Annotated in this window: 21 protein-coding genes; 10 read left to right on the top strand and 11 right to left on the bottom strand. The window is 72.2% G+C overall.

Annotated elements, in window-relative coordinates; genetic code table 11:
• Position 1: 1 nt before the first annotated feature.
• A complete protein-coding gene (locus tag Actob_RS10575; protein WP_284919896.1) occupies positions 2–2,944 on the bottom strand; it encodes a glycosyl hydrolase 115 family protein in 2,943 nt (980 codons plus the stop codon).
• Positions 2,945–3,102: 158 nt separating this feature from the next.
• Positions 3,103–3,249: a hypothetical protein gene (locus tag Actob_RS10570; RefSeq protein WP_284919895.1), complete on the bottom strand. Its 147-nt coding sequence runs from the start codon at positions 3,247–3,249 to the stop codon at positions 3,103–3,105.
• A gap of 221 nt (positions 3,250–3,470) precedes the next feature.
• Between Actob_RS10570 and Actob_RS10565 the strand changes: the two genes are divergently transcribed.
• The 3 genes from Actob_RS10565 (at position 3,471) to Actob_RS10555 (ending at position 8,354) form a co-directional block, all read left to right on the top strand.
• The gene (locus Actob_RS10565; protein WP_284919894.1) at positions 3,471–6,467 is read left to right on the top strand and encodes an RICIN domain-containing protein; all 2,997 of its coding nucleotides are present in this window, start codon (positions 3,471–3,473) and stop codon (positions 6,465–6,467) included.
• An 80-nt stretch (positions 6,468–6,547) separates the two neighbouring features.
• Positions 6,548–7,573 carry a radical SAM protein gene (locus Actob_RS10560; RefSeq protein ID WP_284919893.1) on the top strand — a complete coding sequence of 342 codons (1,026 nt, stop codon included), beginning with the start codon at positions 6,548–6,550 and terminating at the stop codon, positions 7,571–7,573.
• A 181-nt stretch (positions 7,574–7,754) separates the two neighbouring features.
• Positions 7,755–8,354 carry a DUF3455 domain-containing protein gene (locus Actob_RS10555; RefSeq protein WP_284919892.1) on the top strand — a complete coding sequence of 200 codons (600 nt, stop codon included), beginning with the start codon at positions 7,755–7,757 and terminating at the stop codon, positions 8,352–8,354.
• Positions 8,355–8,396: 42 nt separating this feature from the next.
• Here Actob_RS10555 and Actob_RS10550 read toward each other — a convergent pair whose 3' ends face one another.
• The 6 genes from Actob_RS10550 to Actob_RS10525 form a co-directional block, all read right to left on the bottom strand.
• Entirely contained in the window at positions 8,397–8,684 is a 288-nt protein-coding gene (locus tag Actob_RS10550) for a hypothetical protein (RefSeq protein ID WP_284919891.1), read from the bottom strand.
• A gap of 12 nt (positions 8,685–8,696) precedes the next feature.
• Positions 8,697–9,683: a WXG100-like domain-containing protein gene (locus Actob_RS10545; RefSeq protein ID WP_284919890.1), complete on the bottom strand. Its 987-nt coding sequence runs from the start codon at positions 9,681–9,683 to the stop codon at positions 8,697–8,699.
• A gap of 5 nt (positions 9,684–9,688) precedes the next feature.
• Entirely contained in the window at positions 9,689–10,048 is a 360-nt protein-coding gene (locus Actob_RS10540) for a hypothetical protein (protein ID WP_284919889.1), read from the bottom strand.
• Positions 10,045–10,380 carry a hypothetical protein gene (locus tag Actob_RS10535; RefSeq protein WP_284919888.1) on the bottom strand — a complete coding sequence of 112 codons (336 nt, stop codon included), beginning with the start codon at positions 10,378–10,380 and terminating at the stop codon, positions 10,045–10,047. Before Actob_RS10535 ends, Actob_RS10540 begins: the two co-directional genes overlap by 4 nt.
• Before the next feature lie 152 nt (positions 10,381–10,532).
• Positions 10,533–11,234: a DivIVA domain-containing protein gene (locus Actob_RS10530; protein WP_284919887.1), complete on the bottom strand. Its 702-nt coding sequence runs from the start codon at positions 11,232–11,234 to the stop codon at positions 10,533–10,535.
• Positions 11,235–11,428: 194 nt separating this feature from the next.
• The gene (locus Actob_RS10525) at positions 11,429–12,643 is read right to left on the bottom strand and encodes a low temperature requirement protein A (protein ID WP_284919886.1); all 1,215 of its coding nucleotides are present in this window, start codon (positions 12,641–12,643) and stop codon (positions 11,429–11,431) included.
• 84 nt (positions 12,644–12,727) lie between these two features.
• On the opposite strand from Actob_RS10525, the gene Actob_RS10520 reads away from it, so the two are divergent.
• The 5 genes from Actob_RS10520 (at position 12,728) to Actob_RS10500 (ending at position 17,049) form a co-directional block, all read left to right on the top strand.
• On the top strand, positions 12,728–14,251 hold the full coding sequence (locus Actob_RS10520; protein WP_284919885.1) for a serine hydrolase domain-containing protein: 1,524 nt from the start codon (positions 12,728–12,730) through the stop codon (positions 14,249–14,251).
• Between the two features lie 44 nt (positions 14,252–14,295).
• Complete coding sequence (locus Actob_RS10515; protein ID WP_284919884.1) at positions 14,296–15,132, top strand: rhamnogalacturonan acetylesterase; 837 nt, start codon at positions 14,296–14,298, stop codon at positions 15,130–15,132.
• Positions 15,133–15,206: 74 nt separating this feature from the next.
• On the top strand, positions 15,207–16,427 hold the full coding sequence (locus Actob_RS10510) for an inorganic phosphate transporter (protein WP_284919883.1): 1,221 nt from the start codon (positions 15,207–15,209) through the stop codon (positions 16,425–16,427).
• Between the two features lie 10 nt (positions 16,428–16,437).
• On the top strand, positions 16,438–16,719 hold the full coding sequence (locus tag Actob_RS10505; RefSeq protein ID WP_284919882.1) for a hypothetical protein: 282 nt from the start codon (positions 16,438–16,440) through the stop codon (positions 16,717–16,719).
• A 12-nt stretch (positions 16,720–16,731) separates the two neighbouring features.
• Complete coding sequence (locus Actob_RS10500; RefSeq protein WP_284919881.1) at positions 16,732–17,049, top strand: DUF3349 domain-containing protein; 318 nt, start codon at positions 16,732–16,734, stop codon at positions 17,047–17,049.
• A gap of 17 nt (positions 17,050–17,066) precedes the next feature.
• Here Actob_RS10500 and Actob_RS10495 read toward each other — a convergent pair whose 3' ends face one another.
• The gene (locus tag Actob_RS10495) at positions 17,067–17,705 is read right to left on the bottom strand and encodes a DivIVA domain-containing protein (protein ID WP_284919880.1); all 639 of its coding nucleotides are present in this window, start codon (positions 17,703–17,705) and stop codon (positions 17,067–17,069) included.
• Positions 17,702–18,451 (bottom strand): AbfB domain-containing protein, encoded by a 750-nt coding sequence (locus Actob_RS10490; RefSeq protein ID WP_284919879.1) that lies wholly within the window; start codon positions 18,449–18,451, stop codon positions 17,702–17,704. The genes Actob_RS10495 and Actob_RS10490 overlap by 4 nt, the downstream gene beginning before the upstream one ends.
• 284 nt (positions 18,452–18,735) lie before the next feature.
• Here Actob_RS10490 and Actob_RS10485 point away from each other — a divergent pair, with 284 nt between their 5' ends.
• Both Actob_RS10485 and purU read left to right on the top strand, forming a co-directional pair.
• Positions 18,736–19,806: a LacI family DNA-binding transcriptional regulator gene (locus Actob_RS10485; RefSeq protein WP_284919878.1), complete on the top strand. Its 1,071-nt coding sequence runs from the start codon at positions 18,736–18,738 to the stop codon at positions 19,804–19,806.
• 157 nt (positions 19,807–19,963) lie between these two features.
• Positions 19,964–20,869, top strand: coding sequence for a formyltetrahydrofolate deformylase (purU, locus tag Actob_RS10480; RefSeq protein ID WP_284919877.1), 906 nt, complete (start codon positions 19,964–19,966; stop codon positions 20,867–20,869).
• A gap of 169 nt (positions 20,870–21,038) precedes the next feature.
• Here purU and Actob_RS10475 read toward each other — a convergent pair whose 3' ends face one another.
• Positions 21,039–21,806 carry an SGNH/GDSL hydrolase family protein gene (locus tag Actob_RS10475; RefSeq protein WP_284919876.1) on the bottom strand — a complete coding sequence of 256 codons (768 nt, stop codon included), beginning with the start codon at positions 21,804–21,806 and terminating at the stop codon, positions 21,039–21,041.
• Positions 21,807–22,139: the final 333 nt, after the last annotated feature.

The raw sequence follows: 22,139 nt of genomic DNA, 5'->3' as shown, positions 1-22,139 counted from the left end.
ATCAGAACCTCCGGCTGGTCGGCGGGCCGAGATAGCTGTACTTGACCCCGCCGGTGTCCACGATCAACCGCTGCAGGATCACCGAGGAGTCCAGCGCCCAGAACGAGACGGTGTGCGTCCCGGCCGCGGCGATCTGGTGCGTGGTGGCGGTGACGTTGACGTTGTCCGAGGTGTTGCGTGCCCACTGGCGGTTCATCGTGGTGTCGACCGCCCCCGTGGCGGCGACCGCGTCGACCACCTGCGGCGTCGCGCCGTCCACCGCGATCGCGTAGCGCAGCCGCCCGTTCCGCGGCGCCAGCAACGCGTTGATCTTCACCGGTCCGGAACCGGTCAGCGTCACCCGGTAGTCGAGCCGGGCGTCCGAGCCGCCGGCCGGCATGATCCCGTCGCCGGTCTTGCCGATCCCGGGCAACACCGTCCAGGACCCGGTCTTGCGATCGAAACCGGTCGCCGGGATCGACACATAACCGTTCGCCTCGGCGAAACCCCGCGGCCTGGTCGCGGGGTTGCGGACCGGCGCGCGCACCACGACCGCGCCACCCGCGCCTTCGACCCTTATCGGTACGACGGTCAGCCCGGCCGGCGCCCGTCGCCAGTCGACCGACACGGTCGCCCTGACCTGCTTCCCCACCGTCCCGCTCGCCGGCGTCACGTGCACCCACGGCTGCTCCGCCGTGATGGTGTAGCGGAACGGCGTGGTGCCCTTGTTGTAGACCTCGACGTACTGCCGCGGCTGCGCCTGCCACGGGCTGAACTCCGGCAGCGTGGTGGCGTCGCCGCCGTCCAGCGCCACGCCGAGCGCCGCGCCGGCCGGCACCTCGATCCGCTTCAGATAGGGGTAGATCTCGTCGGGCAGCGCCACGTTGTTGAGCTCGGGCTGCTGCCACGGGGCGTTCGGGCCGTACCGCGCCACGTTGCCGTACCCGATCTTGGGTTGCAGCTGCCAGTCCTTCCACTTGCCGCCGGCCAGCGCGGTGTTGTAGTGCGCGTTGAGCGCCTGATCCTCGGCGAACCGGGCCTCCGCCTCGTCGGCCAGGTCGTTGGTGGCGGCCCGGCCCTGCGCGGCGTACATGATGTTGGTGAACTCGGCACGGCGCAGCTCGTAGAGGTTCGCGGTCGCCGCCACCTGGTAGTAGACGAGCTGGAAGTACGCGTCCTGCCAGGCGTCCGGCACCCGCTTCTTGATCCGCTCAGCGCGTGCGGCGAGTGCCTGCCACTCGGCGACCACCCGGTCCATCTCCCGATAGTCGGTGAGGCTGAACGGGTTGCCCTGGTCGTCGTAGACCACGGCGCTCGGGTCGGTGGTGAGGTCCTTGGCCGGGTCGACGGTGATCCGCCGGTTGAGCAGCTCGGGCTTGCGGCGGGACTGCAGTACGCCGTACCGGGAAAGCACCTCCGCGATCTCGGCGGACAGTGACGTGCCGAAGCTCTCCGCCGCGAAGCGGCGCTCCCAGGCCTTGATGCCGTCCAGCGGGATGGCGTCCGGATTCCACGCGTAGTCGAGGAAGAACTGGGCCGGTTCCTCCTCGTTCTTCAGGTCGCCGACGTTGGCCACCCACAGCCGATCGACACCCGAGGTGTACGCCCGGTGCAGTTGCTCCCACGTGTTCGTCAGGTTGGCGGTGTCCACCCACTTGTAGTTGCGGCCGTCGCCGACGTAGTCGAAGTGGTAGTAGAGGCCGTAGCCGCCGCTGCGGGCCGGCAACGACGGGTCGGGCAGCTTGCGCATGTTGCCCCAGTTGTCGTCGCAGAACACCACTGTCACGTCGTCCGGCGGCCGGTAACCCTTGTCCCAGTAGCGCTGCACCTCCTTGTAGAGGGTCTGCACCTGGGGCGCGCCCAGCATGCCCTCCTCGCCGAGGATCTGCCGCTGGGTGTCGATGATCGAGCTCATCAGGTCGATGCCGTCGCCGTCGGGCAGGCTGACGTCGCCGTTGCCGCGCATGCCGAGCGTCACGACACCCTCGATGTCCTGGTCGCGCATCCGCTCGATGCCGGCCCGCCAGTACTCCTTTATCGCCTCCGGGTTGCGCCGGAAACTCCACTCGCCGGTGCCGGCCGGGTGCCGGTTCCACTCCTCGATGCCGCGCATCATCGGCGCCTCGTGCGAGGTGCCCATCACCACGCCGTAGTAGCTGGCGGTGGCGTGGTTGGCCGGGTCGTCCTCGGCGAACGCGCGACCCCAGACGGCCGGCCACAGGTAGTTGGCCTTGAGCCGGAGCATGGTCTCGAAGACCTTGGCGTAGTAGTTCGCGTTCAGCCCACCCGGATAGCCGGGCGCCTTGCCCGGGCCGAAGAACGCGGGTGCCCAGGTGCCGGTGTCCGGGTTCTCGTCGTTGATGAAGACGCCGCGGTACTTGACCTTCGGGGTGCCCTGGCTGTGCCGGCCGGGCAGGGCGTAGAGCGCGTCCGCGTGCGGTACCGGCACGTCGTCCCAGAAGTGCCAGGGCGAGACGCCGATCCGCCGGGACACGTCGTAGACGCCGTAGATGGTGCCGCGCTGGTCGCTGCCGGCGATCACGAACGCCCGGCGGACGCCCGGCAGCGGGTGCTCGACGACCTGCTGGAGCGAGGTCTCCCACTTGCCGGCGATGCCACGGGCGTCGAGTTTGCCGGCCGCTATCAGACGATCGACAAGGGTGGACCGGCCGATGGTGCCGACGATGATCGGGTCCCGCCCGGCAGGGACGGTGTCCCGCGCGGCCGGCGGGGTGACGCCGGTGGCGGCGCCGAGGTCGGACCGCAGGTCGCCGGCCACCCGCAGCACGCCGGGGTAGTCGTTGGCGCTGGTCACGATCGGGGCGGCGACCAGCGGAAACCGGCCCGGGCCGGGCCGGGTGGAGATGTAGTCGGCGGTGTCCCGGCCGGGGGACGCGGCCTGTGCGGGTACGGGCGTGAGGAGGAGGGCGAGCACGGTGAACGCGCCCGCGAGGGGACTTCGCATGGGTACGCCTCCGGTGGACGAAGCGCTCCGAAACTTTCGGAAACATGCCGATCGGGTACCGGCAACGTATAGCCATGTGTCTATTGAGTCAATGAGTACAGCAGGACACAGGTCGGGCGGATGTTCCGAGAGTTTCGGAGCATCCGCCGGTACGCAGGTCAGCGCGCCGCGAGGATCGCCGACGGCCCGGTGGTGTCGCCGTAGTGCGCCGCCACGTTCCGGATGTGGCGAGCCAGGCGGGCCAGCAGCACCCCCTTGGTGGCATCGGCCCGCTGCCAGGCGGCAAGGCGGTCCTGGTCGGCCATCGCCGCGACCACCAGTCGGGGTGCTCGCGGTCGGGACGCTCGCAGTCCGCCAACCGCTCGTCCGGCCACGCAGGCCCCGCATGCCGGGCCGACTACGGCGAGGTAACCGTCATCCTCAGCTGGGAGCGATCCCGATACAACGGCGCTTCTTGACAGCGATCAGGCGCCCCCGAAACACTGTGTCGACCATCGATGTTTACGTAAACACGAGAGGGTCACGCGTGAGGATCCTGCTTGCCGGCCTGCTGACCGCCGCCACGATGGCGGTCCCCGCACCCGCCGTCGCGGCGACCGCCACCACCACCATCACCCCCGATCCGTCCTACCAGGGCGCCGAATGGCAGGGCTGGGGCACCAGCCTGGCCTGGATGGCCGAGGCCACCGGCGGCTATCCCGACGAGATCCGCAACCGCCTGGTCGATCTGGTCTTCGGGGCCGACGGGCTGAACCTCAACATCGCCCGGTTCGACATCGGCGGCGGCAACGCGCCGACCGTGCGGCCCTACCTGCGCCCGGGTGGCGCGGTGCCGGGCTTCTGGAAGGCCGACCGGCAGTACACACCGGCCGAGAAGGACTGGTGGAATCCCGCCGACGAGGGCGCCTGGGACTGGGACGCCGACCCCAATCAGCGCTGGTGGGTGGAGCAGATCAAGGACAAGGTGACGCACTGGGAGGCGTTCAGCAACTCGCCGCCGTACTTCCAGACGGTCAGCGGTTACGTCAGCGGCGGATTCACCGCGACGGCCGACCAGATCCGCCCCGACCGGGTGGACGAGTTCGCGCAGTACCTGACCCGGGTCGCCGGGCACCTGGAGCAGGCACACGGCATCACCTTCGACGCCATCGAGCCGCTGAACGAGCCGAACACCGACTACTGGAGCACCACGCTGGGCGCCGACGGGCAGCCGACCGGCGGCCGCCAGGAGGGCGCGCACGCCGGGCCGGCCGCGCAGTCCGCGGTCATCGCCGCGCTGGCCCGCGCGTACCGGGGGAACATCGCCGCACCGGACGAGACCAATCCGGGCACCATGGTCACCGACCACTACGGCTGGACCGCCGAGGCGCGGGCCGCCGTCGACCGGCTCAACGTGCACACCTACGGCACCGGGCAGCGGACCAGCGTGCGGGACATCGCGAAGGCCGAACGCAAGCCGCTGTGGATGAGCGAGGTCGAGGGCAGCTGGGGGCACGACTACACGAGCATGGACTCCGGGCTCGGCATGGCGCAGCGGATCGTCGACGACATCCGGGAGCTGGAGCCGTCCGCGTGGGTGCTGTGGCAGCCGATCGAGGACGCCGACAACATGCGGGCCGAGGGGAACCTGCAGTGGGGTGAGATCCACGTGCCCTTCGACTGCGCCGCCGGGGACACCCTGACCAGCTGCCCGATCCGGACCAACACGAAGTACGACACGATCCGGAACTTCACCCATTACGTACGGCCCGGTGACCACTTCGTGAAGGTCTCCGACACGCGCAGCCTGGCCGCCGTCAACCGGACCGGCGCCACCGTCGTGCACGTCAACCCGGCCGCGACGGCCGAGACGGTCACCCTGGACCTGTCGAAGTTCGCCACGGTCCGCCGGGGCGCGACCGTCACCCCGATCGTGACCAGCGCGGACGGCAAGCTGGTGGCCGGCTCCCCGGTCCGGGTCGGCGGCCGGCGCGCGGTGCTCACCGTGCCGGCCCAGTCGGTCACCACGTTCCTGGTCAGCGGGGTCTCCGGAGCCGCGGCGCCGCACCTGGTGCCCGGCCGTTCCTACCGGCTGCAGGGCGTGGCCAGCGGCAAGTCGCTCGCGCCCGGGCCGGTCATCCGCACCTCGTCGGCGACCGCCGCCGATCAGCTCTGGACCTTCCAGCCGGTGGGCGACGCCTATCGGGTGACGAACGCCGGGACCGGGCAGCCGCTGGACGCGACCGGCTCGCTGTGGCGGGTCTCCACCACCGGGGACGGGACCTACACGCTGATCAACGCGGACGCGCGCCGGCTGCTGGACGTGAACGGCGGCGCCACGGCTGACGGCGCGCCGGTCGGGCTCTACCAGCCGACCTCGGCCGGCAACCAGCGCTGGTCGGTCATCGACGAGCACGTCGGGACCCTCGCCGCCGCGCGGACCTACACCGTGCCGGGCCGGGCACCGGCGCTGCCGGCGACGGTCAGCGACGGGCGGCATGCCCTCCCGGTGGTCTGGAAGCTGCCGCCGGGGCGGGCCTGGCGCAAACCCGGCCTGGTCCGGGTCACCGGGACCGCCACCGACGTGCTGGGCCGCACCCATCGCGCCGTCGCCGAGGTGACCGTCGACGTGTTCACCGCGACCCTCCCGGCACGCGCCAAGACCTTCGCCGGGGGCCAGCCGGTCCTGCCCTCGACGGTGGTCGCCGTCGGCCGCCACGGCGGCCGCGCCGACGTCCCGGTCACCTGGCAAGCCGCGCGATTCCCGCAGCCGGGAGTGGTCACGGTGGGCGGCTCGGCCCAGGTGGTCCCCGGTGCGGACCTGACTGCTTCGGTACGGGTCCAGGTCACCACCCCGGTGGATGCCCCGCTCACCGGCGGCGTCTCGGTCACCGCGAGTTACACCGAGCCCGGTTACTCCACCGCCGGGTTGACCAACGGGGACACCACCGACAAGGCCTGGTCGAACTGGAAGTCCGCGGACCGCGACCCGAGCGAGACACTCGTCGCCACCCTGCCCGCGGCGACCGCACCGTCCCGGCTGAGCGTCCACTTCTACCGGGACAACGCGTCCGGCGGCGGCCTCCCGCAGAGCGTGCGGGCCGGGGTGCCGGACGCGAGCGGCACGTGCGCCGTATCCGGCCCGGTGATCCCGGTCGGCGTGGCTGGCCCGCTCGCCGTCGACGTGCCGGTGCCGGACGGGGTGACCGGCTCGGTCTGCCTGGTGCTCACCACCGTGCCGGACGGCTACCTCACCGTCGCCGAGCTGCGGGTGTCCGCCAAGGCGCCGGGGGTGGGCACTGACGCGTCGGTCACCGGGATCACCGTGGACGGGGTGCCGCTGCGCGGGTTCGATCCGGCGGTCCTGGCGTACCGGACGGTCGTGGACCACCCGGGCCGGGTCGCGATCACCGCGAGCCCGGCGGACCCCTATGCGACAGTGACCGTCACGCGGGCCGGGACCACCCGGATCGTGACAGTGACCAGCGAGGACGGCTCGGCACGGCGGGAGTACCGGATCACCGTGGCACCCCGGCGGCACTGACGTGTCGGCGACGCCCGGTGACGGCCCGATCGGCCGTCGCCGGGCGTTTCGACAGCCCGGTAGGGGGCATCCGGCGACGCATGTCCGTTTCCGTCGAGGATCCGCCGTTGCCCGCGCACCTGCAGGTCGAAGTGACCTCGGCCTGCAACCTGCGGTGCACGATGTGCCTGGTCCGCTACCGGCCGCCGGTGAACAAGCTGGCCGGGGCGATGCCGCTGGAACTGTTCCACCGGCTGGTCGCGGAGCTGCCGCTGCGGCAGCTCACCCTGCAGGGCCTGGGCGAGCCGCTGTTGTCGCCGCACCTGCCCGAGATGATCGCGACCGCGGTCCGGGGCGGCATCCGGGTCGGCTTCAACACCAACGCCACGCTGCTCAACCGGCGCCGCGCCGAGGAACTGGTGGCGAGCCGCGTCGACTGGCTGCACGTGTCGCTGGACGGGGCCGGGCCGGAGGTCTACGAGGCGATCCGGGAGGGCGCCCGCTTCGACACGGTGCTCGCCAACCTGGCCGGGCTGGTCGCGGCGAAACGGGCGGCGGGCAGCGCCACGCCGTGGATCCGGGTGGTGTTCGTGGCGATGCGCGACAACGTCGCCGAGCTGCCGGCGCTGGTCCGGCTGCTGGCCGGGATCGGGGTGAACGAGCTGCGGGTGCAGAACCTCTCGCACAGCTTCGACGACACCGGGACGAGCGGCGCCGGCCTCGATGACGGCGGGACCGGATTCGGCGGTTACCACGAGATCCGGGACTTCACCGCGCGGCAGGCGCTGTGGACCGGCGCCGACCTGGACCGGGTCCGGGCGGTGTTCACCGACTCCCTGGCCGCCGCCCGGGACACCGACCTGCGGCTGCGGCTGCCCAGCCTGGCCGACGAGGGCGGTGGCAACTGCGCCTGGCCGTGGGAGGCGGCGTACGTGACCAGCACCGGCGTCGTCCAGCCGTGCTGCATGGTGATGGGTGACGACCGGGTCCGGCTGGGCGACCTCACCGAGTCCAGCTTCACCGACATCTGGCACGGGCCGGCCTACCGCGACTTCCGGCGGCGTCTGGACAGCGCCACCCCGCCGGAGGTCTGCCGCGGCTGCTCCCTCTATCGGCACACGTTCTGACCCCGGAACGATTAGCCGGATCTTCGCCGGCCGGCGGCCCGGTGAGACATCGACACCCGCCGAACGACGACTTCGGCCGTCCGAACGGTCAGTAACCGGGCTGCCATCGATCCGTGGCGGGCATGGCATCCGTGTGAGGAATCGGTGGGCAGGGGGCTCACCCGAAACGCAGGGGGATGTCATGTTCCGTACCAAGCGTTCCCGGATCCGCGCGCTCACGCTGGCCGGCAGCCTGGTCGCCGCGCTCGGCACCGTCGGCGCCGTCACGTTCGAGGCCTCGGCCGCCGAGACGACGCCGGCGGCCGGCAACCTGCGGCCGCTGACGCCGGCCGTCTCGGCGGTACCGGAGGCGATCCGGCCGCCGGCCGGGTCCCGGCCGATCGGCGCCTACCTGGTCGCCACCGGCACCCAGACCTACACGTGCGTGGTGCCGGCCGGGGCGGCCACCGGCGCCTTCACCGGCCCCTCGGTGCCGGAGGCGCAGCTGATCGGCACCGGCGGCCGGATCCACCACTTCGCCGGGCCGAGCTGGCAGTCGGTGCGGGACGGCTCGCTGGTCACCGCGACCAAGGAGAAGGAGCTGAAGCGCGACGGCACCATCGCCGAGCTGCTGCTGAAGGTGAACTCGCACACCGGCAACGGGATCCTGGGCAAGGCCGACTACATCAACCGGCTGTACACGTCCGGCGGGGTCGCGCCGGCCGGCTCGTGCACCACCGGGCAGACCGCGTCGGTCGAGTACAAGGCGCTCTACGTCTTCTGGGACGCCCCGGCCGCCTGACCCAGCCCGGCTCCCGGCCCGGCGGTCCACCGCCGGGCCGGGTCACCGGAAGATGCTCCGGAACGACGGCTCCCGGTCCCAGAACAGCGCGATCTCCGTGATGATCGACTGAAGGTTGTCCGCGATCTCCGGCGGCAGTCTCTCGCCGTTGTCGTCCCAGCGCGGTTCCGTGGGAAGGTAGAACCGCATCTGGCGCTCACCTCGCTCCACCGGCAGGGTCAGCACGTGTTCCCCGGAGGTGAGTTCCATCTCCTCACGTCCGGCACTGCCCAGGGTCACCCCGGACTCCACGTGCAGCGCGAGCTGCGGCCGGAGCTTGCGGACCGTCACGCCGGGCTCCCCTCAGGAGAACGGGTCGATGACATTGATTTTGGTGATGGCTGGGTTTTTCTCAAGCGCACCCCTCTCCACCACGTTCCAGGCGCTGTCCGCGAGGGGACTGTGCAGCCAGGCGGTGGCCTCCCCCGACGCGGACTGGGCATACCGCTGAGAGAGCCGTTTCCAGATGGCGTCCGCCTGGTTGTTGTCGATCGGCGAGTTGATCTTGTCGAACAGGTGCATGTCGTCGAATCTCCGGCCACCCGGGGTCTGCTCGATCAGGACCGAGGTGATCCCGTCCACCTGCTTCTCCGCATACTGTCCCATCCGCTCACCGTTCGGCTGCCTGCCGGAGTAGAAGTTCGCGCCGTTGACCGGGCTCCGCAGGTCGGCGTTCTCCACCTGGTGCATCAGCCCCTTGAACGCCGTCTTCTCGCTGCCCCGCAACGTCTTGTCGGCAAGGTGCCTCGCGCCGGCCTTCGCCAGCATCTTCGCGGCCTTGCGGAGCAGCGCCGCGATCTCCCGCTCGATCAGCGCCATCGCCTCGTGGATCAGCTTGCGGCAGGCCACCCGGGTCAGCGCGATCCAGACCGGGATCTCGGCGAGCGTCGCCCCGGCCGTGGCCGCCGCCGTCACGACCGCCTGCCCGACCTCGATCGCCAGCGCGGTCAGCTGGGCGATGAACGCCGCCTTCAGGCTGACCGTCACGCCGGCCATGGCGATCAGCGCGCCGCCGATCAGCTCCGCCGCGGTGGCCGCCTCCCGCAGATGCCGGCCGGGCCCGTCAGCGCCGGTCCACCACCGCTCGAACGCCTCGATCGAGGCGCCCTCGTTCTCCAGCCACACCTGGCGGGCGGTGTCGGTGGCCTGCCGGGCGTGCGCCCGCATCCGGGTGCCGTGCTCGATCCACGCCTGACCGTCGGCCTGGAGCTGGTCCTCGTCGGCCTCCGGCCACTCCAGACCGATCCAGCTCAGCGGCTCGATCAGCTCGGCGGGCAGGGTGATCGTCACCGCGGTTACCCCGCGCCACCGGGGGCGGCGGCGCCACGAGCCGCGGCGCCGAGCGCTCCGCCGGACAGGGAAAGGGCCGCCGCGGCGTCCTCGGCCGCGACCGCGCGGGCCTCCATGACCAGCGACGTGGCGGCGAAGCCGACCTGCTCGGTGTACGACCCGAGCGCGTCCAGCGCTGTCGCGACCACCGCCCGGTACGCCACCGCGAACACCCCACCGGCCTCGTCCCCGCCCCACGGGTTCGACGAGCCGCCGACCTCGCGCTCCAGCCGGGCCACGTCGTCGGCCATCCGCTGGGCGACGCCGGCCAGGTCCCGCCCGGCCGCCGCCACGCTCTCCGGGTCCAGCCGCAGCCGCTCGGTCACGGCCGGGCCGCCCGCCGGTTCAGGTCGTACAGCACCGTGGAGACCTCGGCGAACCGGCGTTCGGCGGTGTCCGACGCCTCGGCCAGGGCGGCTTTGAGGCGGTCCGGGCCGGCCACCGCGCCGTACCGGGAAGTGGTCTCCGCGGCCGAGCGGTCCCGCAACCGGTCCTGGGCCATGTCGATGGCCTCCAGCAGCGCCACGCGCAGCTCGTCGAGCGGCAGGTAGGCCACCTGCGGGTCGAGATACAGGTCGGACAGCCGTCCGTCGTCTTCGATCGCCACCCGGACCCGGCCGTCGGCCGCCTCACCGTAGGCGAGCTCCTGATAGGCCATGGCGCCCCTCCCCATCGACCGTCGCGCGGACGCCGAGTGAAGCGGCGATCACGCCCTGTGCAGCCGAATACAGCGGGTGGAGCGAGCGGGTTCAATGCGAAAGCCCCGCGGACCGGAATCGGTCCGCGGGGCTCGACGCCGCCGGGCGGTGCTTACTCCAGCTCGCGACCCGCCGCGTCGGGACCGCTGGTCAGGTCCATCAGCTGCTGGGTGACGTGGTTGGTGAGGGCCTGCTGGTACCCCTTGGCCAGCTGGCCGAGCTTGTCGATCTCGTCGATCAGCGCGGCGCGTTTCTCCACCAGGCTGTCCATCGCCTCGGCGTGGTTGCGGCGGGCGTCGCTCTCGATCGTGCTGGCCTTCATCTGGGCCTCGGCGGTGAGCTGGTCCGCCTTGCCGCGGGCCGCCTCGAGCAGCGCCTCCACCTCGCGCTGCGCGTCGCGCATGTGCTCGTCGGCGGTGCGCTGGGCCATCATCAGCACCCGGGCGTTGCGGTCGTCGTCGCCGATGGTCGGCATCGCGCCGGACGGGGTGGCGCTGCGGGCGCGCTCCAGCTGGGCCTGCATGTCCCGGGCGTTCTGCTCGGCCCGGGCCCGGGCCTCCTGGAGCCGCTCCAGCTGGGCCTGCAGGTCGGCGAACTCGTTGGTGATCACCATGGTGGCCGCCGGGTTGCTCGGCATCCCGCCACCACCGCGCTGCGCCTGGTTGCGCAGCGCGTTGTTCTCCTCGAGGAGGCGGATCAGCTCCTGCTCGACCTCATCGAGGAAGGCGTCGACCTCTTCCTCGTCGTATCCACGCTTGCCGATCGGCGGCTTCTTGAAGGCCACGTTGTGGATATCTGCTGGGGTGAGCGGCATCGCATTCCTCGGTTCCCGTCGGCGGACGTGGTGCGGCCCGAAATCCTACGCAACGGCGGCACGTTACCGCCGGTTGGCATGATCACGCGCCCCCAAAGCCGGTGAGCTGCCGTTTTGTGAGTAGGCGCACGCCCGGGTCACAACGTGCAGGTCACGGATAGTACCGGCCGGAGGCGACGAACACCTATGGCGGCTCACACCTTGGCCACCCGCACGGCGCCGGCCCGATGCTGTGCCACCCCGATGATCACGCCGCCGATCAGGACCGTCGCGCAGAGTGCCACGAGCAGCACCGGCGGACCGTCCGGCAGGAGCGTGGCCAGCAGCACCACCGGTACGCCGAGCCCTGGCCAGACCAGCGCCACCCGCCACCGCCGGGACAGCACGCCCTGGATGACGGCGGCGCTGAGCAGGTATCCGGCCAGCCCGGCGCCGAGCACCGCCCGGGTGCCGGTGGACACGTGCTGGTGCGCGATGGCGTGCTCCAGGCCGACCGCCACGGCCGCCAGGCTCACGGCGACCGGGAGGTGGGCGTACACGTAGAAATCGTGCACCCCGCGGCGCGTCCGCTCGCCGCCCTCCTGGACCAGGCGGCGTTTCGCGGCGCCGCCGGAGAGGTCGAAGTAGGACCACCAGAGCGCCGCCGCGGCCAGGAAGGCGAACATGGCGGTGGCGATCACCTCGGCCGACCAGTCGCCGCCGCGCAGCCCGGCCACGGTGGCCGCCACCGACTCGCCGAGCACCAGGATGACGAAGAGCCCGAACCGTTCCGGCAGGTGCTCCATGTGCAGCGGCGGCGCGTCCGGCACCCGGGCCGCCAGGTAGGGCCCGGCCAGGTCGACCAGCACCCCGATCGCCCAGAGGGCGTAGCGGGCCGGTTCCGGCACGGCCAGCGAGAGCAGCCAGCACGCGGCACCGGCGGTGTGCCCCCACAGGTACGGCCGGATCCCCGCCCGGGTGTCCGGCAGGGTCCGCCACACCCGCAGGTAGCCGAGCACCAGCACCACCCGCAACAGCGCGTAGCCGGCCGCGAACCAGCGCGCGTGCGCCCCGATCGCCTGGTCGGCGGCCGCGGCCATGACGATCACCCCGCCCATCCCGGTGAGCGTGAGCAGCCGGAAGATCGCGTCGTCGGTGTCGAACCGGTTGGCGTACAGCGTGGTGCTGGCCCACGCCCACCAGCCGGCCACCAGGATCGCGGCGAACCGGAACGCGCCACCCCACGTCTGGTGCTCGGCCAGCACGTCCGCGCAGTGCCCGACGAACAGCACGAAGGCCAGGTCGAAGAAGAGCTCCAGCCGGGTCGCCGAACGGTTCGTGTCACGGTTCACGTCCGGTGGCCGGACCAACTCCCGCTCCTCCTCGTCCTCACGGTTCAGCCGGGCCTGCTCCGCCGTCGTGTCGGCCATCCCACCTCCCAGGTCGTGGGCACCGGGATACCCGTTCGCGAATGAGCGGAACCAGGTAGTGACAGACGTGGATAGAGTGGCCGCATGTCCGTATCGGTTCCTCGGCGTACCCTGCTCGTCGCCGCGGCCGCAACCGGCGCCGCGACCCTGACCCCGACCCCCGCGAAGGCCGGCACCAGCGCCTTCGCCGACCTGGACCAGAAGATCAGAGACGGGATGGCCAGGTACGGCATCCCGGGCGTCGCCCTCGGCCTGCGCTACCGCGGCCGGGACTACCTGCGCGGGTACGGCGTGACAAGCGTCGCCGACCCGCACCCGGTCGACCCGGACACCGTCTTCCAGGTCGGCTCCACCACCAAGACGTTCACCGGCACCGCCCTGATGCGGCTGGTCGAGCGCGGCAAGCTGGACCTGAACCGGACGGTCCGCAGCTATCTGCCCGATTTCCACACCGCCGACGTGGCCGCCTCGTCGCGGGTCACCGTCCGGCAGCTGGTGCAGCACAGCGCCGGCTGGCTGGGCGACTTCTTCCTGGACACCGGGGCCGACGACGGCGCGCTCGCGCGGTACGTGGCGGCGATGGCCCAGCTGCCGCAGCTGACCGCGCCGGGGACCGTGTTCGCGTACAACAACGCGGCGCTCTCGGTTGCCGGGCGGCTGGTCGAGGTGGCCGGCGGGCGGTCGTACGAAAGCGCCATCCGCACCCTGGTGACCGATCCGCTCGGCCTGGAGACCAGCGCGTTCTTCCTCAACCAGCTGCCCGGCGCGCGGGTCGCCCTGCCGCACCTGCCGGACGCCGAGGGCCGGCCGGTCGCCTATCCGGAGTTGTTCACGGTGCCGCGCGGCATCGCCCCGGCCGGCGGCCTGATCTCCAGCGCCCGGGACCAGCTGCGCTGGGCGCGGTACCACCTGGGCGACGGGCGGCCGCTGCTGAACCGCCGCTCGCTGCACCTGATGCGGTCGCATCCGGGCCCGGGCGGCACGCTCTTCGTGGAGCTGAACGGCGTCGGCATCACCTGGCTGCTGCGGCCGACCGCGGAGGGTCCGCTGGTGGTGCAGCACGGCGGCGACTGGACCGGGCAGCACTCCGGCTTCCTGATGGTGCCGGAGCGGGACTTCGCGATCACCCTGCTGACCAACTCGGAGACCGGCCCGGCGCTGGTGAGCGAGCTGTTCGCCGACGACTGGGCGCTGACCCGGTTCCTCGGCCTGCACAACCTGCCGGCCGAGCCCCGGCTGCTGCCGGCCGACCGGCTGGCCGAGTACGCCGGGACCTACACGTTCCAGCAGATCGGCTTCGACGGCGAGCCGGTGTCGCTCTCCTTCGACCTGGTGCCCGACGCGGGCAAGCTGCTGCTCCGGGCGGCCGACGGCACACCGGGCGGATGGCTGGTCTTCTACCGCCGGGACTACGTGCTGGAGCAGGCGCCGGACGGGACGTACGGCGCCGGCCGGGACAGCTTCGTCCGGGGCTCGGACGGGACCGTCGCCTGGTTCCGGACCGGTGGCCGGCTGCTGCGCCGGGCACCGCTGGGTGCTGCGGCAACCCGCCGCGGCGGATCGGCGACGCTGCCGCCGCGCACCCTGCCGTACCCCACCTCACCATAAGGAAAGCGCTTGCCGAAATCGATCGGTGGTGATCTGATGTCGCCATGACGATCGACCGGAGAAGTCTCCTGCGCGCATCCCTCGGCGGCGCCACCGCCGGCGTCCTCGGCGTCACCACAGCGGCAGCCGCCGCACCGCGGTCCGGTCGCCGGCCCACGATCTTCGTGGCCGGCGACTCGACCGCCGCGACCTACGCCCTGGCCGACCTCCCCCGGGCCGGCTGGGGTCAGGCGCTGCCCGCCTTCCTGCACCACGAGATCACCGTGGTCGACGCCGCGCTCTCCGGCGCCAGCTCCAAGAGCTTCGCCGACCTGGGCCGGCTGGACCGGATCCTGGACGCCATCCGCCCCGGCGACACCCTGCTGATCTCCTTCGGCCACAACGACGAGAAGGTCGAGGACCCGGCCCGCGGCACCGACCCGTGGACCACGTTCCAGGACTACCTGCGCCGCTACCTGGACGGCGCCCGCGCGGCACACGCCCACCCGATCCTGGTCACCCCGGTGGAGCGCCGCCGGTTCACCGCCGACGGCGTCCCCTACCTCTCGCACGGCGACTACCCGGACGCCATGCGCGCCCTGGCGAGCGAGACCGGGACCCCGCTGATCGACCTCACCGCGCTCTCCTTCGCGCTCTGGGGCAAGCTCGGCCCGGAGGCGACGAAGGACTACTTCCTGTGGCTCGACGCGGGCGCCGCGCCGAACTACCCGGACGGGGTCGCCGACAACACGCACTTCCAGGCGCACGGCGCCATCGAGGTGGCCCGCCTGGTGGTCGCCGCGGGCCGCTCGATCCCCGGCCGGGACCACCGCGCCCTGCACGATCCGTGCATCCCGGACGACACCCTCACCTGGCCGGCCACCCGTCCGGCGGAAAGCTGAAACCCAGCTGAATTCCGGGCAAACTCTGCCAACGGCGTCTTTAGGTGTGCCGGGCGGCGGGTAGACCCTGGTTCGTGACCGAGACAACTGTGGTCCTCATCCTCGTGGTCATCACCGCCCTCGGCTTCGACTTCACCAACGGCTTCCACGACACGGCCAACGCGATGGCGACCTCGATCGCCACCGGCGCGCTGCGTCCCAAGGCGGCTGTGCTCCTGTCCGCCGCACTCAACCTGGTCGGCGCGTTCCTCTCGGTCGAGGTCGCGCTCACCGTCACCAACGCGGTGGTCAAAATCCAGAACAGCGACGGTACGCCGAAGGCCGAGCTCACCGCCGGCGGCGGCCTGGCACTGCTGCTGATCGTGCTGGCCGGACTGGTCGGCGGCATCCTCTGGAACCTGCTCACCTGGCTGCTCGGCCTGCCGTCCAGCTCCTCACACGCGCTGTTCGGCGGGCTGATCGGCGCCGCGGTGGCCGGCCTCGGCTGGGCCGGCGTCAAGTGGACCGGCGACGGCTCGAAACTGGACGGCGTGGTCGGCAAGGTGATCCTGCCCGCCGTCATGTCGCCGGTGGTCGCCGGCGTGGTGGCCGCGGTCGGCACCTGGCTCGTCTTCCGGATCGTCGCCGGGGTGGCCCAGCGGTTCACCGACAACGGGTTCCGCTGGGGCCAGATCGGTTCGGCCTCGCTGGTCTCGCTCGCGCACGGCACCAACGACGCGCAGAAGACCATGGGGGTGATCACCCTCGCCCTGATCGCCGCCGGCGCATGGACCGACACCGGGAACATCCCGTTCTGGGTGAAGGTGTCCTGCGCGCTGGCCATCGCCCTCGGCACCTACCTGGGCGGCTGGCGGATCATCAGGACCCTGGGCAAGGGCCTCGTGGAGATCAGCCCGCCGCAGGGCATGGCCGCCGAGACGGCCTCGGCGGCGGTCATCCTCACCTCCAGCCACCTGGGCTTCGCGCTCTCCACCACGCAGGTGGCGACCGGCTCGATCCTGGGTAGCGGCGTCGGCCGGCCGGGTGCGCGGGTGCGCTGGTCGGTGGCCGGCCGGATGGCGGCCGCGTGGCTGATCACGCTGCCCGCCGCCGGCCTGGTCGGCGCGCTGATGTGGTGGATCTCCGACCTGGTCGGCGGGCTCGGCGGCGCACTCGTCATCTTCGCGCTCCTGGTGGCCCTGGCGGCGTACCTGTACGTCCGCTCACGCCGCGAGCCGATCGACCACAACAACGTCAACGACGAGTGGGACGCCCCGGCCGACCGGCCGAAGGTCACCGCCGGCGCGGCGAGCTGAGAGGGACGACATGCACAACCTGACCCTGGCGTTCGCGAGCGTCTGGAAGATCCTGCTGGCCAGCCTGATCCTCGGCGCCGGGCTGCCGGCGCTGTTCGCGGTGGGCGTCCGCTCGCTGGCGTACGGCACGGGCGGCGCCAAGCCGCACCGGATCGGTATCGTCGGCGGATACCTGGCCTTCACCCTGGTCCTGCTCGGCGTGGCCCTCGGGATCACCTTCATCGTGGCCGGCGGGCTGGGCAAGACGCTCAGCTTCGAGCACGTCTTCCCCACCATCGTCGACAAGCACTGACCGGGAGGCCGGATGAGCGAGCAACGGTCGAACTTCCTGGCCCGGGCCGTGGAGTGGCTGCGGGCCGGGTATCCGGAGGGTGTCCCCCGCCGCGACTACGTGGTGCTGCTCGGCCTGCTGCGCCGCAAGCTGACCGAGGACGAGGTCCGCACGATCGCCCGGGAGCTGGTCGCCCAGGCCCGGCCGGGTGACGGCCCGATCACCGCTGCCGACATCGAGAGCATGATCAGCGACCGGATGCTGCAGGACGCCACCCCGGCCGACGTGGTCCGGGTCTCCGCGCACCTGGCGGCCGGCGGCTGGCCCCTGGCCGACCCGCCCGCCGAGTGAGGCGACGCCGGCCGCCGTCAGAGGTCGGCCAGCCGCTGGGCGACCATGCCGCGGATCGCCTCCCGCTGCGCCTGCGCGAGCCGGCGCAGCCGGTCGAGGTCGGCCAGGGCGTCGGCCCGCCGCTCGGCCAGTTCGCTGATCGCCTGGGCGTGCCGGTGCCGGGCATCGCTGTCGACGGTGGACGCGCGCAGCAGGGCGTCGCTGGTCAGCCGGTCGGCCTCGGTGCGGGCCGCGGTCATCAGCTTCGCCGCCTCCCGCCGGGCCTCGTCGAGATACACGTCAGCGGTCCGCCGGGCCATCGCGATCACGCCGGACGCGGGCGGCTCGGCGCCGCGGCCCCGCTCCGGGCCGGACTCGGCGGCCCGGGCCCGCTCCAGCTCCGCGAGGAGGTCGCGGGCCTGCTGCTCCGCCCGGGCCTGTGCCGCGGTCTGCCGGTCCAGCTCGGCGGCGAGGGCGGCCAGCTCCCGTTCCGGGGTGGCCTCGGCCCGGGCCAGTTCCTCGCGCATCGCCCGGTTCTCCGCACGCAGCCGGGCGAACTCCTGCTCGGCCTCGTCCAGGAACTCGTCGACCTGCGTCTCGTCGTAGCCGCGCTTGCCCAGCGGCGGCCGCCGGAACGACACGTTGTGGATGTCCACCGGGGTCAGGGGCTCGCTCATAGCGCCGGTAGCGCCCGGAAGCCGGTGGCCTGCGCGGCGGCGACCCGGTCCAGCCGGACCCAGCCACCGGCCAGCACCACGTACCGGTCCGGGTAGTTCGCCGAGCGCAGGACGAACCCGCCGGTCACCGGCGCCGGGCACAACGTGGCGTCCCGGTCGAACAGCTCGCTGCCGTCAGCCCGGTCCAGCAGCAGGTAGAAGTCACGGTGCCGGAGGAAGTAGCCGGGATAGTTGACCGACTCGAAGGAGACGCAACGGGTGTCCGCCCGGCCCGCCCGGACGGTGAACCGGGAGTCCAGGCGGTCCAGCGGACCGCTCCGCGCGGTGATCACGTCGACCCGGGCGACGAAGTTCCGGTGCCGCAGCCGGTAGCCGGGCAGGTCGAGCGGGCCCAGCCCGATCGTGCTGCCGACGACCAGCACCGGGGCGGGCTTCTTCTGCTGCGCCGTCTTGCCGGCGCGGACCGGCCGGCTGCTGGCGCTGACCGGCCGGGTGCCGCCCCGGATCGGGCTCGGAGTTGCCGCCCGGCTGCTGGGCGCCGGCGCGATGGAGACCGGCGGGGAGGCCGGCGCGGTGGCCACCGGCAGCACCCAGGCCGGCGACGTGGGTGCTGCCACACCGCCCGGCAGTGTGGTCTGGGTGTGCAGCATGACCGTCGCGGCCGCGGCGTAGCCGAGCACCGCGATCACGGTGGCGGCGGTGAGCGCGAGCAGCGGTCGGCGGTCGGAGTGGGGGGCCTCCGGCATCTCTGGGTGACTCCTGGGGAACAAGGCAGCGAGGCATCGGCGGGAGCGCACGATGCCTGGGGATGTGCCGGGGGGTGGGCTATCCGGAACGCGTCTGCGGAGACAACGTTGTCACGGAGTGAACGCGACGCGAATTGCCTTGTCAACACCATGTATCACTAAGGTTTATTACTTGTATTGGCTTGACGAATTACTGCCCCGGTGAGCGATATGCGCTGGTCATCGGGCCCACCGATCGAGATGACATCGTTGTCTCGCCGCGACGCGGTCTTTAAGCTGGCGGGGTGCCAGCCTCCGGCGGCCGCCGCACCGGCCGGCCCACCATGAACGACGTCGCCCGCATCGCCCGGGTCAGCCTCAAGACGGTCTCCCGGGTGGTGAACAACGAGCCGAACGTGTCCCCGGTGCTGATCGCCCAGGTCCGCAGCGCCATCGAGACGCTCGGCTACCGGCCGGACATCGGGGCCAGCACGCTGCGGCGCGGCGACCGACGGTCCGGGACCATCGCCCTGCTCCTCGAGGACGTCGGCAACCCGTTCTCCGCGGCCCTGCACCGGGCCGTCGAGGACGAGGCACGCGCCCGCGCCGTCCAGGTCCTCACCGGCAGCCTCGACGAGGACCCGCGCCGGGAGCGCGAGCTGGCCCGCGCCTTCGCCATGCGCCGGGCCGACGGGCTGATCATCGCCCCGGTCAGCTCCGACCAGAGCTACCTGATCACCGAGGTGCACACCGACACCCCGATCGTCTTCGTGGACCGGCCCGGCCACGGGATCCCGGCGGACACCGTGCTGGCCACCAACGTGATCGGCGCGGCCGAGGCCACCCGGCACCTGATCGCCCACGGGCACCGCCGGATCGGCTGCCTCACCGACTACACCCGGATCTCCACCGCCCGGTTCCGGCAGGAGGGATACCTCACCGCGGTGCGCGAGGCCGGTCTCCAGGCCGACTCCCGGCTGATCGTCACCGAGCTGCACACCGCCGCCGCCGCGGAGAGCGCGGTGATGGAGCTGCTGCACCGGCCGGACCCGCCGACAGCGCTGTTCACCAGCCAGAACCTGATCACCACGGGTGCCGCCCGGGCGCTGCGCCGGCTCGGCCTGCACCGCGCCGTCGCGCTGGTCGGCTTCGACGACTTCCCCCTCGCCGACCTGCTCGACCCGGCGGTCACCGTGATCGCCCAGGACCCGGCGCTGATGGGCCGCACCGCCGCGCAGGCCCTGTTCCGCCGCCTCGACGGCGACACCGCGCCGCCGGCCGAGCACTGGATCCCCACCACGCTGATCCGGCGCGGCTCCGGGGAGTTGCCACCCGGCGCCCGCCTGCGTGACGAACGGCTCGCCGGCTCCCTGTGACCGGGCCCGCGCCGCCCCGGCCTACCTCCGCCGCCCCGGTTACGGGAGAATCCCGGCGGAAGATCTTCAAGTGCTACCGTGCCCGCCGCAACGACGCGCGCCATCGGGAAGCCACGAACCGGACCACCGCTCCGGCGACAGAGAGGAGGGACCTGACGTGACGCTGACCCAGGAAGCACTCGCGGTCCGCACCGAGCCCACGCCCACCCACAATCAGGCCGTCCTGATCGTGCACGGCAAGGACCGCACCGGCATCGTCGCGGCGATCAGCGCCGTGCTCGGCAAGCACGACGCCAACATCGTCTCGCTCGACCAGTACTCCGACAACCCGCACGGCGGGGCGTTCTTCCAGCGGACCGTCTTCGCGCTGGACCACCTCAAGGCCCGGCTCCCGCAGGTCGAGCTGGACCTGCGCGCCAAGCTGGCCGAGGGCTTCGAGCTGGAGTACACGCTGCGCGACCTGTCGCAGCCCAAGCGCGTGGCGATCTTCGCCTCCAAGGACGACCACTGCCTGCTCGACCTGCTCTGGCGCCACCGCCGCGGCGAGCTGCCGGTCAACGTCGCGATGGTCATCTCCAACCACCCGGACACCGCCGACGAGGTGCGCTTCTTCGGCGTCCCGTTCTTCCACGTGCCGTCCGCCGGCCCGGACAAATCCGCCGCCGAAGCGCAGCACCTGCGGCTGCTCCAGGGCAACGTCGACTTCATCGTGCTGGCCCGCTACATGCAGATCCTCTCCGGCGACTTCATCGAGCGCGTCGGCGTCCCGATCATCAACATCCACCACAGCTTCCTGCCGTCGTTCATCGGCGCCGGCCCCTACGCCAAGGCCAAGCAGCGCGGCGTCAAGCTGGTCGGCGCGACCGCCCACTACGTCACCGAGGACCTGGACGAGGGCCCCATCATCGAGCAGGACGTCATCCGCGTCTCGCACGCCGACACGGTCCGCGACCTGCAGCGCCGAGGCGCCGACGTGGAGCGCGCCGTGCTCTCCCGCGCGGTCCGCTGGCACTCCGAGGACCGCGTGATCCGCCACGAGAACCACACGATCGTCTTCGCCTGAGCGTCTTCGCCCGGTCCTCGATGGTCGTCTTCGTCTGATCCTCGGACGGCCCGCCGCCGGTCACCAGCGGCGGGCCTGTCGCTTACCGATCAAGATCAAATTCTTCGGGTACGCGGGTCCGCCGCGGTGCGGACCGCATGCGGCAGTGCCCCGGCATGGGACCGAACCCTCAGCCACCGGCCGGCTGGGTCACCGGGACCGAGATCCAGTCGGTGTACTTCCCGGTCCGGTTGTCGCCGGAGGACTGCCCGCGCAGCCGCCGCTGGACCCACGGCAGCACGTGCTCCCGGTAGTACCGCGCCTCCGCCAGCAAGCCGCCCCGCCCCGCCGGACCGGGATCGATCACGTGCGCCGGCGTCGGGTGCCCGAGCGCGCTCAGCACCAGGCTCGCCACCCGCCGGTGCCCGTTCGCGTTCAGGTGCAGCCGGTCCGCCGACCAGTACCCGGCCCGCTGGATCTCCCGGTCGTGGAAGACGTCGACGAAGGTCAACTCGTACCGCTTCGCGAACGGCGCGACGGCCGCGGTCAGCGCCTCACCCTTGCGCCGCATCGAGCCGCCCAGCGGCAGCCGCCCGGACGGGTCGGCGCCGGAGAGCAGCAGCACCCGTACGCCCTCGTCCAGGCACCGCCGGATCGCCCGCTCGGTCATCTCGACGAGCGTCTTCAGGTCCCCGCCGGGCCGCATCATGTCGTTGCCGCCGCCGTTCAGCGACAGCAGCGTGGGTTTCGGGTCGAGGGCGAGCGCGGCGTCCAGCTGCTCGGTGACGATCGGGTGCAGCAGCCGGCCGCGGATCGCCAGGTTCGCGTACTGGATCGGCTCGCCCAGCCCGGCGGCCAGGCCGGCGGCGACCAGGTCGGCCCAGCCCCGCTCGCTCCCGTCCGGCTGGGTGTCGCCCATCCCCTCGGTGAAGCTGTCCCCGATCGCGACGTACCGCATCCGAACTCCCCGGTCACTCACCGGCCCGGCCGGCGCGCCACGGCGGCCCGGAGGCGGCCGTGCGGCACCGGCCGGGCCCACACTTGATCAGCCCAAGACTAATCAGCGGACCCGGCGACCCGGCGGCCTCGCGCCCAGCCCGTGACCAACGACTCCCCCGCCGGCGCCACCACCCCGGCGACCGGGGGATATCCGGCGAACAACCATCGGCCGGCGCCATCGCGCCCAGGCGGACCACCGCCCACCGCCGTGACCGGAGTTCGCCCGCCGGCACGCCACTGCGAGTTTCCACATCGTTCCCAGCATTTCCTGAGGCGGATCTGAGAATTCCGG

Source organism: Actinoplanes oblitus (genome assembly GCF_030252345.1).
Classification (GTDB): domain Bacteria; phylum Actinomycetota; class Actinomycetes; order Mycobacteriales; family Micromonosporaceae; genus Actinoplanes; species Actinoplanes oblitus.
The sequence above is the reverse complement of the archived record's forward strand: the minus strand, read 5'-3'. Positions and strand labels throughout refer to the sequence as shown.

Bases quoted from the DNA above. Each gene is read 5' to 3' on its own strand.
- Actob_RS10575 (WP_284919896.1), bottom strand. From the start codon at position 2,944: ATGCGAAGTCCCCTCGCGGGCGCGTTCACCGTGCTCGCCCTCCTCCTC.
- Actob_RS10570 (WP_284919895.1), bottom strand. From the start codon at position 3,249: ATGGCCGACCAGGACCGCCTTGCCGCCTGGCAGCGGGCCGATGCCACC.
- Actob_RS10560 (WP_284919893.1), top strand. From the start codon at position 6,548: ATGTCCGTTTCCGTCGAGGATCCGCCGTTGCCCGCGCACCTGCAGGTC.
- Actob_RS10555 (WP_284919892.1), top strand. From the start codon at position 7,755: ATGTTCCGTACCAAGCGTTCCCGGATCCGCGCGCTCACGCTGGCCGGC.
- Actob_RS10535 (WP_284919888.1), bottom strand. From the start codon at position 10,380: ATGGCCTATCAGGAGCTCGCCTACGGTGAGGCGGCCGACGGCCGGGTC.
- Actob_RS10530 (WP_284919887.1), bottom strand. From the start codon at position 11,234: ATGCCGCTCACCCCAGCAGATATCCACAACGTGGCCTTCAAGAAGCCG.
- Actob_RS10525 (WP_284919886.1), bottom strand. From the start codon at position 12,643: ATGGCCGACACGACGGCGGAGCAGGCCCGGCTGAACCGTGAGGACGAG.
- Actob_RS10520 (WP_284919885.1), top strand. From the start codon at position 12,728: ATGTCCGTATCGGTTCCTCGGCGTACCCTGCTCGTCGCCGCGGCCGCA.
- Actob_RS10515 (WP_284919884.1), top strand. From the start codon at position 14,296: ATGACGATCGACCGGAGAAGTCTCCTGCGCGCATCCCTCGGCGGCGCC.
- Actob_RS10505 (WP_284919882.1), top strand. From the start codon at position 16,438: ATGCACAACCTGACCCTGGCGTTCGCGAGCGTCTGGAAGATCCTGCTG.
- Actob_RS10500 (WP_284919881.1), top strand. From the start codon at position 16,732: ATGAGCGAGCAACGGTCGAACTTCCTGGCCCGGGCCGTGGAGTGGCTG.
- Actob_RS10495 (WP_284919880.1), bottom strand. From the start codon at position 17,705: ATGAGCGAGCCCCTGACCCCGGTGGACATCCACAACGTGTCGTTCCGG.
- Actob_RS10490 (WP_284919879.1), bottom strand. From the start codon at position 18,451: ATGCCGGAGGCCCCCCACTCCGACCGCCGACCGCTGCTCGCGCTCACC.
- Actob_RS10475 (WP_284919876.1), bottom strand. From the start codon at position 21,806: ATGCGGTACGTCGCGATCGGGGACAGCTTCACCGAGGGGATGGGCGAC.